Annotated in this window: 14 protein-coding genes; 3 read left to right on the plus strand and 11 right to left on the minus strand. The window is 40.3% G+C overall.

What is annotated here, in order from left to right; translation table 11 throughout:
- Positions 1–179 precede the first annotated feature (179 nt).
- The 10 genes from EWV66_RS17015 to EWV66_RS17060 all read right to left on the minus strand — a co-directional run bounded on the left by EWV66_RS17015 (position 180) and on the right by EWV66_RS17060 (position 10,178).
- Positions 180–866, minus strand: coding sequence for a helix-hairpin-helix domain-containing protein (locus tag EWV66_RS17015; protein WP_052277680.1), 687 nt, complete (start codon positions 864–866; stop codon positions 180–182).
- 6 nt (positions 867–872) lie between these two features.
- Complete coding sequence (locus EWV66_RS17020; protein ID WP_045357333.1) at positions 873–1,226, minus strand: NINE protein; 354 nt, start codon at positions 1,224–1,226, stop codon at positions 873–875.
- Positions 1,223–1,435: a hypothetical protein gene (locus EWV66_RS17025; RefSeq protein WP_052277681.1), complete on the minus strand. Its 213-nt coding sequence runs from the start codon at positions 1,433–1,435 to the stop codon at positions 1,223–1,225. The genes EWV66_RS17020 and EWV66_RS17025 overlap by 4 nt, the downstream gene beginning before the upstream one ends.
- A gap of 54 nt (positions 1,436–1,489) precedes the next feature.
- Positions 1,490–1,771, minus strand: coding sequence for a DUF2470 domain-containing protein (locus EWV66_RS17030; protein ID WP_052277682.1), 282 nt, complete (start codon positions 1,769–1,771; stop codon positions 1,490–1,492).
- A complete protein-coding gene (locus tag EWV66_RS17035) occupies positions 1,764–1,979 on the minus strand; it encodes a precorrin-6A/cobalt-precorrin-6A reductase (protein ID WP_052277683.1) in 216 nt (71 codons plus the stop codon). The genes EWV66_RS17030 and EWV66_RS17035 overlap by 8 nt, the downstream gene beginning before the upstream one ends.
- 198 nt (positions 1,980–2,177) lie before the next feature.
- A complete protein-coding gene (locus EWV66_RS17040; RefSeq protein ID WP_012265816.1) occupies positions 2,178–2,711 on the minus strand; it encodes a hypothetical protein in 534 nt (177 codons plus the stop codon).
- An 826-nt stretch (positions 2,712–3,537) separates the two neighbouring features.
- Positions 3,538–6,636, minus strand: a complete 3,099-nt coding sequence (locus EWV66_RS17045; protein ID WP_287109114.1) for an efflux RND transporter permease subunit — start codon at positions 6,634–6,636, stop codon at positions 3,538–3,540.
- Positions 6,637–7,018: 382 nt separating this feature from the next.
- Positions 7,019–8,545 carry an efflux RND transporter periplasmic adaptor subunit gene (locus EWV66_RS17050; RefSeq protein WP_287109113.1) on the minus strand — a complete coding sequence of 509 codons (1,527 nt, stop codon included), beginning with the start codon at positions 8,543–8,545 and terminating at the stop codon, positions 7,019–7,021.
- Between the two features lie 85 nt (positions 8,546–8,630).
- Positions 8,631–9,605 (minus strand): hypothetical protein, encoded by a 975-nt coding sequence (locus tag EWV66_RS17055; RefSeq protein ID WP_052277686.1) that lies wholly within the window; start codon positions 9,603–9,605, stop codon positions 8,631–8,633.
- Positions 9,606–9,893: 288 nt separating this feature from the next.
- Positions 9,894–10,178: a transposase gene (locus tag EWV66_RS17060; RefSeq protein ID WP_185237609.1), complete on the minus strand. Its 285-nt coding sequence runs from the start codon at positions 10,176–10,178 to the stop codon at positions 9,894–9,896.
- 1,130 nt (positions 10,179–11,308) lie between these two features.
- Here EWV66_RS17060 and EWV66_RS17065 point away from each other — a divergent pair.
- Positions 11,309–12,211 (plus strand): helix-turn-helix transcriptional regulator, encoded by a 903-nt coding sequence (locus EWV66_RS17065; protein WP_052278537.1) that lies wholly within the window; start codon positions 11,309–11,311, stop codon positions 12,209–12,211.
- Between the two features lie 206 nt (positions 12,212–12,417).
- On the opposite strand, the gene EWV66_RS17070 is transcribed toward EWV66_RS17065, so the two are convergent.
- Positions 12,418–12,936 carry a hypothetical protein gene (locus EWV66_RS17070; protein ID WP_052277687.1) on the minus strand — a complete coding sequence of 173 codons (519 nt, stop codon included), beginning with the start codon at positions 12,934–12,936 and terminating at the stop codon, positions 12,418–12,420.
- A 284-nt stretch (positions 12,937–13,220) separates the two neighbouring features.
- Between EWV66_RS17070 and EWV66_RS17075 the strand changes: the two genes are divergently transcribed.
- On the plus strand, positions 13,221–13,484 hold the full coding sequence (locus tag EWV66_RS17075; RefSeq protein ID WP_008206984.1) for an acyl carrier protein: 264 nt from the start codon (positions 13,221–13,223) through the stop codon (positions 13,482–13,484).
- Between the two features lie 62 nt (positions 13,485–13,546).
- A complete protein-coding gene (locus tag EWV66_RS17080) occupies positions 13,547–15,238 on the plus strand; it encodes an NAD(P)/FAD-dependent oxidoreductase (protein WP_287116014.1) in 1,692 nt (563 codons plus the stop codon).
- The last annotated feature ends 45 nt before the right edge of the window (positions 15,239–15,283 follow it).

Consider the following 15,283-nt stretch of genomic DNA (forward strand, 5'->3'; position numbering starts at 1 on the left):
AGATTAGTTATTGTGACTAACTATTTTGATTAGAAAAAGATAAACTTGAGAATCTTCAGTCAAATTTATTGACTCAAAATTAGCTGTACTTAATTTAAATGAATCAACCCTACCCTTATTAAGGGGGGCAGGGGGGATCAGAAGCAAAATCTATCTTCAATTTAATTATAACTACTTACTTAAAGCAATTGCTGATAGGATTTTAAGGGAATACCTGTCCGGTTTCTCACTTCGATCGCCGAACGATAGACACCGTTTTTTTCTCTTTCGGCGACAATTTTATCAGCCACGGAAAAGTCAAGACCGAGATTGACTAATTCCGCAACGGAGTAGTAGTTTAAACAACGCCAAGAAACGTCAACTTCTTGGCGAATATCGTAGGCAAAGATAACCAAAGGTTCTAATTTTTTGAGATAATTTTCTGGTAAACCAGCTAGGAAGTGTAATTCTTCTAAATGGGTAAAAATATGTCCTTCGTTACGGACAGAAACGATATCATTGGCATAGACAATCGGCAACCCTAATTTATAAACCAGATCGTTGGTGGAACAGCTGTTAATATCAATTTTTTCGAGAGGAGAGGATGACTGTCTGGAATTGGTTCTATTTCCCGAAGCTATTGGATGGGAATTAAGCTGTTGACGGATGTATAAACCCAGTCCGATTTGGGCAAACCAAATTACGATAAAAGACTCTTGTGTAAGGAAAATAAGGGAGATAATTGTCAAGGCAATGCCGACGGATAACCAACTTTGGTTATTAGTTTTTTTGCCAGCATTAGCAATGGCAAGTCCCCCGAAAACTGGGACTAAAGATAGCCAGATCCACTCGGAAGATTCGGGAGGGCGAGGAGAGAGATTAGACATATTTTTTTAAAGAGAATCTAAATATTTTCTGCGTTTTTCTTCGTATTCTTCAGCAGTAATAATTCCCTGATCGTAAAGTTTTTTAAGCTGGAGTAAAGTAGCGGTTTTTTGCTGGGCTGATTCTGGCAGTCCTCGCTCTCTACTGCTGGGGAGATAGTTAGGATTATATTTAGCATCAAAAGCTTGATCTGACATGATGATTAAACCAATAAATTCAAAAAAAGCAATGATGCCGGGGATAAAAGTCCAGAAGAAAAGTAGATAAAAAATACCTGCCAAATTCTCCCCTAGATAAAACTTATGGATGCCAAGATAACCAAGAAAAAAGGCTAGTAAAGCCGCTATAGTTCTATTTCTCATAATTTTTGAGATTTCCCTAATTTAGCCAAAAGAAAGTATAAAACCACGATGCCTGCCTGTAATTCCAAGAGAGTAATATAACCCTTGATTAGATAATTTAATTCTAGGGAGGAATTAAAGGCAAAAACTAGCACACCCAAGACTAAAAAAGGCAGTAAACGCCAGCCAGACTTGGGTATTTTTATTACCGTACTATTAACCTGATTCATGGGCTAATTCTCTAGGTTGGTCTTTTTCGGTGATAGTCGCAAAATCGCTCTTTGTCAAAAGTTGGTTTGATTAACTTTTAGCATCTCAACCAGAATATTATGGGCATCCTTGGCTGATTCTAGGGTGCGCTCAAAAGGTATTCTAATTGTTTGACTCTCCCCTAATTTTTCTATGGCTAAATCCATGCCTTCGGGATCGATGGAGAGCATTTGAGCGGTTTCTGCATCGGTAATATTACCGTAAACTTGAGCGTAGAAAAGCACGGCATCACCGTGATCTTTATTCATGTGTTTACAGATGCGATCGCTAATGACGGGAGTGATAGTTTCAGACATAATGTTCTGGAAAAAAATCGATGATAAGGTGGGGACAGATAAAAGCCAGTTCTAAATCGAGGCCAATGGGGGGGATATTAGCTAGGGTAGCGTAATTAATCGCTAATTGCCAGATAATTTGGGCGTGAGGATGGCAGGTATCAATAATAAGTTTAATATTATTTTCTTGACAAAAATCCTTAATTGTGCATTGCTCTAATTGTCCCACTTATGGTCAATCGGGGCAGAGAGTAAAGTCTGGGGCTGCCCGTGCAGTTAAATTGCCTGTTGAGATGAAACAAGAGGTAATAGTAAAGGGATTGGGTGAGATTCAGCTAATCTCAGGATAGGCGATTAAAATGCCTCTTAGCTTAAAATCTCACACCCAGTCCCCACTAACAAACTTTTTCAGTACACCCTATGTATTTTATCGTTCACAACCGACAACAGAAGCGGTGTAGGTATTACCGATATGCTGAATACCATTGACAAAAAGATTGACTAAGAAAGGTTGATCATTTGCCCGTACTGTAGCAGTAATTGTTAAGGGTTTATCAGGTTCGATTCGTACTCCATTAGTATTAAAAAATTCCTCGTTAGTTTGATCGCTATACTTGAGAAACAGCCGGATATCAAAGGAAGCAGCCCGGGGAACAGAAACCGTAACGATAAACCTCTGAAAACTTCTCCCCCCCGGCACTGCCCAATCGGTATTCCAATTATTACGAGTTATCGTGACACCGAAAGGCCCTGGAACAGTGGGTTGTGAGACAGTTTTCGTAACTTCACTACCTTCACCGCCTAATAGAGAAAGTGGCCGACAATTTTGCGCCGCTGCCGGTAGATGTAAGCTTAATAATACTGCCGATAGACCTAAGTAGAAAAGCACGGCATCACCGTGATCTTTATTCCTGTGTTTACAGATGCGATCGCTAATGGCGGGAGTGATAGTTTCAGACATAAGATTCTGGAAAAAAATCGATGATAAGGTGGGGACGGATAAAAGCCAGTTCTAAATCGAGGCCAATGGGGGGGATATTAGTTAGAGTAGCCTAATTAATCGCTAATTGCCAGATAATTTGAGCTTGGGGATGACAGACATCATTAACGAAGGCAGGGGGCGGTCGGCAGGGGGCGGTCGGCCGTTTTTGTAACGGGGATTTATGCCCCGCTCCCAAAACTTTTCGCCTTAAGGCGAGGTTTTAGACCCGATTTTTTCGATAACAGAGTTTACCCACAGATGGTGGAATTAAACCGATGCTCTGGGGTTGACCCTTCGGCTTCGCTCAGGGTCATTGATATTCTGGTCGGATTTCATCCCCCGCAAAGGTGAGTATCTTGTCGAAAAATCTAGCGGGGGCATTCATCCGACATTTTAGGTAAGATCCAGGGCTGCCCGCGCAGTTAAATTGCTTGTTTAGATGAAACAAGAGGCAACAGTAAAGGGATGGGGAGAGATTCAGCTAATCGGATAGGCGATTAAAATGCCTCTTAGCTTAAAACCCCACACCCGTTCGGACCTCGGCGTGAGACTTCGGTGTGAGACTTCGGCGTGAGCTTTTGTCGAACGCTCAGTAGTTGGCGTTGTCAGATCAGAATATGAAAGATGCAATGCAATCCTTGCTATCAAGGTAATTTCAGTTCCAAGCTGATTCGGATCATCTTTCAATTTGACAACGCCTTTCCACCTCTTCGACCCCATCTTGCTCCCAAAAATGAGCGGACGATGAGTTAAGACTCTTCCTCACTCTTGATGGCAGGACAAAATGACTGCGATAATCATACCGTTACTGCGGTTTAGCACTCTGTGTAAGGTTTTTACGACCTAAGAGTAGATATACGGAAGGAACAAAATATAACGCTATTAAAGTGGCGCCACCTAACCCACCGACAATACTAATCGCAAGAGGTGGCCAAAAACCACTGGGATCAAATAATAAAGGGATAAACCCCATTATCGTGGTTAAGGTGGTCGCTACCACATGACGAGTTGCACGAATCACCACATTTCGAGTTGCTCGACGTGAACCAAGGCTGGCTTGAGCATCATGACGCAAAGCGTCAAGAATTACGATTGAATCATTAACACAGATTCCTAAAAGTCCAATGATCCCTAAAATCGCTGTAAACCCAAAAGGATAATTAAACAAGGCCAATGATCCTAAACCTAATCCTAAAGATAAAATGGCAACTATGATAATAATACTAGCCATACGGAAAGAATTAAAAGTGAGGACTAAACTGGCCACCATAACGATCGCTAAAACCCCAAGAGTTGCAATCAAATTACTTAAAGCATCCTGACGTTCTCCTTGTTCTCCGCCAAAATCCCATGAATAACCATAGGGTAACTGAAAATTACTCATTTCTAATCGTTTTTCAAACTCAGAGAGTACTTGTTCTGGTAATACACCAGCCGGAATAAAACCCTGTATGGTATTCATCCGTTGGCCATTACGACGTGAAATAGCAACAATATCGGGGACAATTTCCACATTTCCCACCGCTGATAAGGGAACAATTGTCGATGAAGTTGCAGAATTTCCTGAAGATAAGAGGTTTAATGAGCTAATTTCAGCTAGATTGCTCCGTTGACGATTAGAAGTCCGAACTCTCACAGGTAGTTCTTTTGTTCCTTCTAAAATCGAGCCTCCGACTGTTCCCTCTAAACTGGTGTCTAATTGACGAGCAACGGCTCTTTTATCTAACCCTGCTAAACGTAGCTTTTCTTCATTAAGATTGACAGCTAATTTGGGCAAACTTTCGCTTAAAGTGGCGCGAGTATGGATAATATCAGGGGTTTTAGCTAATTCGGCGCGAACTTGATCGCCTAAAGCCTGTAATTGGGCTAAATCTGACCCATATAAGCGTAATTCAATCGGTGCATCAAAAGGAGGACCCTGTTCTAATTGTCGGACAATAATTTGCGCTTGGGGAAAGGCTTGATCTAATTCTTGCTGTAAGGTGCGAATTAACCCACCCGACTTGACGTTTTTCTGAAGTTGAACAATTCCTTGAGCATAATTAGGAGATTGTTCTCGATTTTGTAAGACATTGTAGTAAAAAGAGGGCGCACTTTTCCCAATAAACCATTGAACGTCTTGAATTTCAGGATGCTGTAAGATTAACTTTCGGGCTTGCATCACTTGAGACTGGGTTTCGGGTAAAGACGCACTGATGGGTAATTCAAAGGTTAAATGAAATTGTTCGCGATCGGTGGGGGGAAAAAACTGTTGTTGTAGGGTAGGAAAGCTCATAAAACCCCATAAGGGAAGAATAAGAATAAGGGCGATCGCTAATAAGGGACGTTGAAAAGTGCGATCTAAACTCCACTTATAAAGATAGGTTAAACGAGAATGGGTAAATCCGCTTTGCCACCAATATCCATTTGTGGGGGTTGGTTGCCAATGATGTAATCTTCCCGCTAAGGCAGGAATCACGGTGACAGATAGAATAAACGAGCTAATTAGGGCTAAAATTACGGTTACTCCAATCGTTCCCGTAAATTCTCCAGTTGCTCCTGAAGCGGTAGCAATGGGCAAAAAAGCGATAACACTGGTAAAGGTAGAAGCGAGTAAGGGAATAAAAATATGATGTACGGTAGTAGCAACGGCTTTGAGCGGTGATATACCTTCTTCTTCTTTTAAAGCCATTTGCACCTCATCAACCACAATAATCGCATTATCAATTAATAATCCCAAAGCGATAATTAACCCTGTCACCGAAATTTGATGTAGGGGAATGCCTAACACCTTCATACTGCCAAAAACCATCAAAACTGATAAAGGAAGGGATGTTCCCACGATTAAAGATGATTTCCAGCCCATGATCACAAAGGTGATCCCAAAAACTAAGACAGCCCCCATGATCAGGTTTGATAAAACCGAGTCCAGTTGTTGCTGCACATAACGACTTTGATTAAAGATAATGTGTAGGCCAATTCCTTGAGGAAGGTTTTTTTCAAATCTTTCTAACTTAGCCTTGGCGACTGTCATCCAAGAATCTAAGCGTCTATCAGATTCCACAAAAGCAGTAATTGCGATCGCCCGTTTTCCCTTAATCATCGCGACTTCTCTGGGGGGATCTTCAATTCCTTTACTAATATTTGCAATATCACCTAATCGCACTACTTGACTAGACGAACCTGATTTAATTGATAAACGATTTAAACGGTCTAAAGAATCTAATTCTCCTTCAATTTCCAGCAATAAGTTACTTTGTTCGCTTCGTAATTGGCCGGCAGCAACTTTGGCATCACTTTCTAAGATTTGTTGAGATAGGGACTGTATGGTTAATCCTAAATGGGTTAATTGTTGGGGAGCAACTTCAACTCGAATTTCCTCCGTAGGATTGCCAAATAATTCAACTTTTTCTGTTCCTTCAATTAACCGTAAATCATCTTCTAATTCTTGCGCCCAACGGCTCAAAATGCCATAATTCGGAGGGCTTGATAATTGCCAAGTTAAAGCAACAATTAAGGCGTTGGCTTTGGGTTTTGATTCTTCAAATTCAGGGAGAGAAGTTCCCGATGGTAATTGAGAAACAGCATCATTGACTTTATCACGAATTTGTGACCAAACGGGATCAACATCGGTAATTTGGTCATTTAATTCAATGGTAATGCTGGAGAAGCCAAGCTGAGAGGTAGAATCAATATTTTGAATTTCTTCGACTTCTAGTAAAGCTTGTTCTAATTTATCAGTAACTAGCGTTTCTACTCGTTCAGGGGTTGCGCCTGGAAATTGGGTGTTAATGACCGCAAAACGAGGGGTTAATTCGGGATCTTCCATACGAGGTAAACTGAAAAAGGAAGATAAGCCCCAAACGGCGATCGCCAAAATAGTTAAAACTAATAATCGGACGTTTTTATAAAAGATGGAAGACATAGGAGAATGATGAATTAAGAATTGAGAATTATGAAGTTCGGGGGAGAAAGTAATAAGTAATAAGTAGGGTTTGCGGCAAAAAGTTTTTCCTGGGGGCAGGGTGTGGGGTGTAGGGTGTGGGGTGTAGGGTTTTACCCATTTTCAGGTGGTCAATTACCTAATTTTCAGGGAAAAAGTCCAGGAATTTTCTCCGCGATCACTCCCAGATCTGGTACTTTTTGATTTCCCAAAAGTCTAAAAGTCTTACCCAACAAGGTTTTTAGATTTATTCAGCAAACCCTAAGTAGGGAGGCACAATTATTTGTCGGATGGGTTAGCGGTAGCGTAACATAATCGGGCGTTGGGTTTCATGCTTCAACCCAACCTACGTTCTGCTCACTGTTTACTGTTTACTGATTTTTACCTTTTGCCCCGAAATAATGCGATTTGTGCCATTAGTAATCACTTTTTCGGTTCCGTCTAATGTTCCTCGCACGAGAACTCGCTCCCCATCGGTGTATAAAACCTCCACATCCCGACGTTCTACGACAAATCCTTGGGCTGCATTCCCATCTCCTAGGACATAAATCGACCATAATCCTCGAATTCCCTTAACAAGAGCGGTACTAGGTAGCCAATAACCCGAAGTATTAATGTTTTGTTGCCATTTCCAGGTGACAATTTGTCCAGTGGTTAGCAGCGGTGAGGTAGCCTCGCCGCTACTTCCTGCTCCTTTAACTTGAAAAACCACCGTCACGGTACGACTGGCAGCATCTAGTTCAGGTAAAATTGCCTTAACGGTCGCTGAATAAGATTTTTGGTCAATTTTTAGGGTTTGTGATTGTCCGATCTTAATCTCAGAAGTCAGGGACGTAGGAACACCAATATGGGCTTTAACGCCGTCTAATTGTACCAAACGCACCACCCCTTGACCCGCTTGTACCGCCGTTCCTTGATCGAGATAACGTTTTTGAATTTTGCCCGAAAAAGGGGCTTTAAGAACGGTCTTTTCTAAATCAAGTTCAATACTAGCTAAACGACTATCTAGCTGTTTAATAGCTGCTTTTTGGGCTTCAATCACTTCCCTGCGAGTCCCTGCTAACAACTCATCCAGTTGACTTTGAGCCTGTTTAACCCTTGCTCGCTGTTGAGTTAAGATTTCAGGGCGTGTTCCTGCTAATAGCTCATCTAATTGGCTCTGGGCTTCATTAACCCTTGCCTGTTGACTATCCATATCTGTGACCACTTCGTCAAACTGTTCAAGAGAAATAGCCCCTTGCGTATAAAGATTCTGTCGTCGCTCCCGTTTACTACGAGCCAAAGCTAATTGTGCTTGCAGGGTTTTCAAACGCGCTTGGGCTGCCGCAATGGTTTCAGTGCGAGGTCCCACTTCCATCTCTTGTAGTTGAGCTTTTTCTTGAGCCAAATTTGCTTGGGCTGCGGCAATCGTTTCAGCACGAGAACCCGCCTCCATTTCCTTTAATTGTGCTAAAGCCTGTTGTTTTTGGGCTAATAAGTCTTGTGTTTGGGCGATTAATTGACGGTCATCTAAACGAGCAAGGGGCGTTCCTTGATTCACCCATTGTCCTTCTGTCACCAGCAGTTGAGTCATTGTTCCTCCTCGTTCAAACCCTAAATCACTGGTATTTTGAGCGACAATTTCCCCAGTGTAAGTTCGAGACTGTTGATAAGCATTGACCTGTACTAGCCGGTCAATTTCAACGGGGAGAAGATGTTTATTTTCAGCAACCGAAGGGGCGATTGGTTGAGTTGGTTGACTGATTGACCCAATCCCATAACCGACTCCTAACAATAAAAGTCCCCCAAGATACCATCGCCGAACCCCTTGGAAACGGCGTTTTGATTGTTTTTGAGGTTCAGAAGAGGTGGCAGTGATTTTTAGGGGATATTCCGACATAGGAGGTGACATAGGATGGTTATCTGGCATAAGTCTATTCATTAAAGAATTTAACGTGAAGACGGGGATGGGTCTCAGCTTATCTACAACTGCTGTCCTATTCTTTCCGAATTTTATTTTTCAAACGACACCCTACGGCAATAATGCCTAAACTCATTAAGCCAAGGGTAACAGAAGGTTCAGGAGTCGAAACAATTCTCAGTTGCAGGGGAAATTGAATAGAAACCACGGGATTTAATGGGCCAATTGAGGGATCGATAAAAACGTCATCTGGGACAACGGCGGCATCTTCACTGACTAATTGTACTTTATTAGAACCCACATCGACTAAGAAAGCATTGGCTAATCCGTCAAATTCTCCGAGCAGGCCAGCTACCTTAGAAACACTAAAGGGATCACTAATAATCGCTTCAGAGTCATCATCAGGAGCGGTGGTTGCGCCATATTCTAAGAATGAATAAATATCGCTATAACCAAAGCTAAGAATTTTAGTGTTGTCCAACAATAAAAAGCTTTCCACTTCCTTAGGATTAGCGGCATAAATGCGTTCTTCTAGAGAAGACGTAGGAGAGGAAAAATAGTTCTCTCCATTAATATCATTTCCTAAATTCCAACTCTTGGTAAAATCCCCGTTTTTAGGACCAAAACTAAACCCAATACGATCGACATTAATACTGTTATTGGTGAGGAAAGTCGCAAAGTTAGAAAATCCTGTAATATTATTTAACAATGTGGCGGCTCGGGTTGCTCCTAAAGGATTAACCAAATTTTCGGGACTAAAATCAATCCCCGCAGCATAATAGGGGGCTGGATTTCCAGGTGAATTTAAAGCGGTTTCAGTGTGACCGGCGCCATAGCCCACAAATCCTTGAGGAGTCGGGTCTGTTCGTTTTCCAAATAACCGCAAACAGTTATTAGAAGCAATAGGCCGAGTTGCAATAAATTGGATGGAACTAAAATCAAATAAATCACCTGTTTCACAACTAGCAGCACGAGTGGGAAGGGGAGCTAATAAAGTGGCTGTTCCAGCGGTAGTTAGCCCAAGCAATAAAGCAAAATGACGCATAGACATGAGTTTTTTCCTAATTCAAAATAGAGAGATTCTGAAAAACCTTTTGTAGTTTTTGCTGATCAGCATATTTCTAAATTGCTGAAGATTAGAGATTTAGATAGATTAATTTTAGATTTGATGATTAAGTTTTTTTAAGTTCAATCTATCTAGACATCATCTAAGTAGGGAGGCACAATTATTTGTAGGATGGGTTAGCGGTACCGTAACCTGTGCGGGCGTTGGGTTTCATGCTTCAACCCAACCTACGTTCATCTTATATTTAATTCCACCCACCCACTTATATCTAGTTTAAAATAGGAAAGTCCTCAGCAAAATGGAGAATCTTTGGCAGAAGACGACTTTGACTGCGATTAACAGCCCGAAGGTATCGACTAATGTGAATCTCTTTCTTCCTTTAATCCGTTTCCCCGCATCATAACCCACCTCTTGATTAATCATCGTGGCGGTTTTGACCGATTGGCTGTCTAAAACTCCCGCGCTCGCCGCCGTTAGATGACCTTCCATCGTCCTGACGTAATCCCGGAGACAGTTATGGATTTTCAGCCATGTTCCGTCTTGAGTCCACTTTCTCAAGTAGTAGTAAGCTAAGACGCATCTTAACCGCCTATCCTTAGATTAGCTAAATCTCCCCTAATCCCTTTACTTTTGCCTCTTGCAAGAGTGCAAGAGTGCAAGAGTGCCTCATCTCAACAAGCAATTTAAATGCGCGGGCAGCTTATACTGTCTCGTCGGGTAGTCCTGGGGCAGCCACCGCCACGCGCATTACCTACAGAGGACGTAAAATAGGGCGTTGATGACACCGATGCAAAAGTTAGTTCGGGTCTAGGTTTTAAGAAATTCCGCCAAAGAAGATTGGCTCTCCTCTTATTTGTGTGATAAGTTTAACTGAATATAGGATCGATCAATCTTTGTGTCCTTTGTGATTCGTTCCACTCACTCGCCAGGAGGATTGTATCTTAGAATACATTTTACCCACCAAACCTAAGAGAGCCGAAGATTCATATCTCAAATCAGCAACGCCTTGCATGACTATGACTACTTACTCACCGTTCGCTCATTTCTCGAACCGAAAATTTGATAGATTGCCTCAAATGCAGTCTAGCAAACGCATTGAGCGTTCTACTCGAATATTTATTAGCACAAAAAGACCATTGGGAAGTTAACGAATTGATCAGGGTTTGAGCGAGTCAATTGGCGATCGCATTATCGGCACTTTTCTGCTTACCTTATTCGCTAAAAAGCATACAGGATAAAGGTAACAGCAATTTTAAAACCCTTCCCTTAAAAAATTAAGCGCACAATGAGTACTTAAGTACCTAGGCAAAATTATTTACACATGACGATCATTGCCCCGTAAGGGTTTTAGCTCGATCGGGCAGGTAATTAATTTTGCATGACTACTTACTATAATTTGAAGTGCGGAATGTGGGTTTTAAAAATTTGCGGAAAGACGCATCTCCGCTTGTAGAGCAAAGATAAGCTCAATACAGCACTTTCCGAGACGGATCATCCCATGCAATCACCGAAAGGCTTACTGTATAAGCACTTCAACCCTAGAAGTTGTACTTGAGCGATCAGCCAAGTGCTATAATTTCCTTATCAAGAATTAAGAAGATCAGGAAATCAGTTTTGTTTGTGATGGAGTGAAAACTATCTTTTGTGGTCAAAAAATTATCTATTTTGAAAATTATAGGAACAGTCTCATGCTTTTAACTCCAAACTGTAACCCTCTTAACTCCCTTAACTTCTCTCATTCTACGGCTAACTTTCTTAATGCCGTCCCTCAGCAAGAAATAGCTGAATCCATATCTGTTATTCAATATTTAATCAATCAAATCCCTGAATCTGTGTTGTGGATCGATTCCCAAGGAGGGATTAAGCATTACAATGATGCGGCTTGTGCTTTATTGGGATATTCCAGAGAACAGTTATCTAATTTGACTATAGAAGAAGCTGCTCAAGATTTTTTAAACTCAGATTGGTCTAGATACTGGAAATTAATTCAACGTCGAGGTTTTGGACGTTTGATCACACACCATCCTTATTATGGGGATCATCAATCCCTCGATATTACGGTTAACCTTCTCAAATATGGAGATCAAGATTATATAAGCATAGTAGCTCGTTCCTTAAATTTTCTAGAATCTGAAAAAGATGGCTACGCTTGCAGAATTCATCCTTCTGTTAACTCAAAACAAGCTCCTCAATCGTTGATACAGCCTTCTTCTACCCCGCAACCGAATTTCTTTGATTCTTTGGCTTCTTTCTACCCTAATAGTTCTCAATTAAAACCCGTTTTTGAGTTTATTGAGGCAAATTATAGTCAACCGATTACCCTCAATGATGTGGCTGGAGCGGCTGGTTATTCTCCTGCTTATTTAACCAATTTAGTTAAGCGTCGCACCGACAAAACGATTATTCATTGGATTGTGGAACGAAGAATGCTAGAAGCCCGATCCTTGTTACTGAAAACCCATGAGTCAATTACCAAAATTGCCGCCACCGTTGGGTTTACTGACCCCTATTATTTTTCCCGTCGCTTTAGTCAGTTACATAAAGTATCTCCTAAACGTTGGCGAGAAAAATATCAAACTCAAGTAGCTTAAATGATGGCTGAGTTTTAGGTTTTAGGTTCTAAGTATTTAAACTTTACACCTTACATAATCGGCTCTTCTCGACTTTGTGTGATAATTTTTGCTTATGGAACCCTGAAGTGCTTATTGGGCAAAACTTTTAGGACTATTTTGCGGAAGAAACTATCGGTATAGACCTCGTTTCCACATGGGCAATGCCCACCTTAGTAGTGCTTAAATTATCCCTGTTTGATGGCAGGAAGAGACGGAGATTGACGAGAGAGTGAAAGGGTAATACCTAGTTGGGATAAATCAACCGTTTTATAGTTTAGGATAAACCCTAAGCCATATTTTTCTACCACAGGAATCGGTAATTTGGCGGCATGACTATAAACCACTCTAACGGTATCTTGGCTTCCTTTATTGGGTGAGTTATTAGGTTTTTGTTCAACAAATTGACCCAAAAACTGTAGAGAACTATAGGTTTTATTTGCTTGTTGGGCAATTTGGAGAAATTCAGAAACTGCTTGTTCTAATTCCTGCGTCAAGCTATTAATATTCTCCCCAATTTGTAACAATTGATACTCCTGTTTAGATAACAGTTTTTCTAGCTTATCTTGCAGTTCTGTTTCAAGCTGTACAACGGCTGAAGTTAATAATTCTTGGAGCATTTGCGGAGATTTATGAGCGGTTTCAATCGATTGAGTAGTAGGAGGAATCTGTTTGACAGATGGGTTAAGAACATGAGTCTCTATCATAATTTTTACCTAGTAACTAGCAAATTAATTTTGTTACCTTTTATTGTAGGATAAAGTAGGGTAAATTTAATGGATAATATTTTGTATTGTCTGCTAGGTTTTTCGATTATATTTATATAGCAAAAATGTACTAAATTTGACCATAAAAAATAGGAATAAAAAAAATCCAGTTTTGGCGAAAAATAAAACATGGCTGATCAATGGGTAGAGGAATAAACTAGGAATATCAGTTAAGCAATCTTAGTTTGCTACAACACTTTTTTCACCTTAAAGGAACTTAAACCATGATGACAACTGTTCAATCCCCTTGTACCGTTGAAGACATTCAAAACTGGCTCGTTGATCAGTTTGCTCAACAACTCGATGTTGACCTTGATGACATTGATATTGAAGAACCTTTTGATAATTATGAACTCGACTCACGAAAAGCGTTAGTTTTATTAGGACGCTTAGAAAAATGGCTCGGAAAGGAATTAAATCCTGTGGTCATTTTTAACTATCCCACCATTGCTGAATTAGCAACCCGATTAGGGGAATTATATCTTTAACTTTTTCTTGTATTCTTTCTTATTCACTCTCTTCCTCATCACATTTTAGGAGAATTTCACCAATGGTTGCTACTAACACTAATGAGTATGATGTTGTGATTATGGGAGCAGGTTTCGCCGGGGTCTGTCAAGCAAGACACTTACTTCTAAATGTTCCCAACATTAAAATTGCACTGATCGATCCTCGTCCAGAAGAAAGAACTAATAAAGACCTCAAAATTGGCGAATCAATGGTGGAAATTGCCACCTTATTTGTCTGCAAAGAATTGGGACTATATGAGTATATGATCGAAAATCATCCTCCCAAATTTGGACTAAACTTCCATTGGCCGAAAAAGAAGGACAAAACGACTACCACTGATGATTATTATCATATTTGGAATAATCGTCAACCGCCTTTGGCTTCCTTTCAAATGAACCGGGCAAAATTTGAACGGGATCTCCTAAAAATGAATAAAGCGATGGGAGCAACTTTTTATCAAGGTCGAGTTGTAGATGTTGATTTAACCTCAAAAGATGAACTCAAAACCGTTATCGCTAAAGTCGAAAATGAACAGATAACTCTCAAAGCAAAGCACGTTATTGATGCCGCAGGACGTAAGTTTATTATTGGTCAAAAAACCGATAATCTCCTATTTGGAGCAGATAATCTTTTTGGACTTGATACCGGTTCTGTTTGGGTTAGAGTTAACAATATTGATCGCACCATTTTTCACGATGGTTATGATCCTTATGGTACAACTTGTAGCCATTACTATGCAACCAATCATTGGTTCGGTCATGGTCATTGGTTATGGATGATTCCTACCGAGAAGGATAGTCAAGAAATTTCCATTGGCATTGCTTATCATCGTTCAGCGATCGCTGATTATCAAATTAACACAAAAGAGAAATTTTATGATTTCTTAAAAGCCAATCATGAAATTCTTTATCGTTTAGTTAATAGTGGTGAAAATATTGATTTCCATTATTTACCGCGACCTTCTCATACAAGCAAAACCATGTTTTCAGCCGATAATTGGTATGTAATTGGAGATGCAGCTTGTATTTTTGATCCTTTTTATTCTTTGGGATCTAGCATGATTTCCTACCAAATTGAATGTACGACAGAAATTATTCGCAGTAAATTAGTAGGAGAAGCTATTGGCGAGAAAAAACAAGCGGCGTACAATGATTTTATCCTAACTTACACGCGGTTTAATAACCATCTAATCAAACATCATGATCAACAGTTAGGAGATGCCAGTATTATGAGTTGGCGCATCTATCATGATTATATCTGGTGGTTTGGTGTCCAAGTTCCTATGTACACAGGAAAATGGTTTCTAGACTTGGATTTTCTAGCACGATATACCCTTGGCTTAAAAGAACATCAAACAGGATATTGTGAACATCTTTATCAACAATTTAATGAAGTCATTAAACAAGGGAAAAATTTAGGTTTCATGGATTGTTATCGAGGCGATCAACTTTGGGGAGATTATCATACTCTTCAACATTTTGATAACTTTGTCGAAAATAGCAAACTTGAACCCAAACGGTCTAATGTCTTTGCATCTATGAAATGGACAAATTTCTACACGGCAATTTGGTATGCTAAATTTCTCTGGAAAGGTTTTGGGTGGCGTGGCTTTTTAAATGGGAAAAATCTTTACTATTTGGCCGAACATTTTGTTCATATGCGGCTCTTCTCGACTTTGTGTGATAATTTTTGCTTATGGAATCGTGAAATGCTTATCAGGCAAGACTTTTAGTGCTATTTGGCGGAATAAACTATCAGTATAGACCTCGTTTCCACA

It is taken from the genome of Microcystis sp. M_OC_Ca_00000000_C217Col, assembly GCF_007095585.1.
Lineage (GTDB): Bacteria > Cyanobacteriota > Cyanobacteriia > Cyanobacteriales > Microcystaceae > Microcystis > Microcystis panniformis.

Bases quoted from the DNA above. Each gene is read 5' to 3' on its own strand.
- EWV66_RS17030 (WP_052277682.1), bottom strand. From the start codon at position 1,771: ATGTCTGAAACTATCACTCCCGTCATTAGCGATCGCATCTGTAAACAC.
- EWV66_RS17015 (WP_052277680.1), bottom strand. From the start codon at position 866: ATGTCTAATCTCTCTCCTCGCCCTCCCGAATCTTCCGAGTGGATCTGG.
- EWV66_RS17025 (WP_052277681.1), bottom strand. From the start codon at position 1,435: ATGAATCAGGTTAATAGTACGGTAATAAAAATACCCAAGTCTGGCTGG.
- EWV66_RS17080 (WP_287116014.1), top strand. From the start codon at position 13,547: ATGGTTGCTACTAACACTAATGAGTATGATGTTGTGATTATGGGAGCA.
- EWV66_RS17070 (WP_052277687.1), bottom strand. From the start codon at position 12,936: ATGATAGAGACTCATGTTCTTAACCCATCTGTCAAACAGATTCCTCCT.
- EWV66_RS17040 (WP_012265816.1), bottom strand. From the start codon at position 2,711: ATGTCTGAAACTATCACTCCCGCCATTAGCGATCGCATCTGTAAACAC.
- EWV66_RS17020 (WP_045357333.1), bottom strand. From the start codon at position 1,226: ATGAGAAATAGAACTATAGCGGCTTTACTAGCCTTTTTTCTTGGTTAT.
- EWV66_RS17045 (WP_287109114.1), bottom strand. From the start codon at position 6,636: ATGTCTTCCATCTTTTATAAAAACGTCCGATTATTAGTTTTAACTATT.
- EWV66_RS17075 (WP_008206984.1), top strand. From the start codon at position 13,221: ATGATGACAACTGTTCAATCCCCTTGTACCGTTGAAGACATTCAAAAC.
- EWV66_RS17055 (WP_052277686.1), bottom strand. From the start codon at position 9,605: ATGTCTATGCGTCATTTTGCTTTATTGCTTGGGCTAACTACCGCTGGA.
- EWV66_RS17065 (WP_052278537.1), top strand. From the start codon at position 11,309: ATGCTTTTAACTCCAAACTGTAACCCTCTTAACTCCCTTAACTTCTCT.
- EWV66_RS17050 (WP_287109113.1), bottom strand. From the start codon at position 8,545: ATGTCACCTCCTATGTCGGAATATCCCCTAAAAATCACTGCCACCTCT.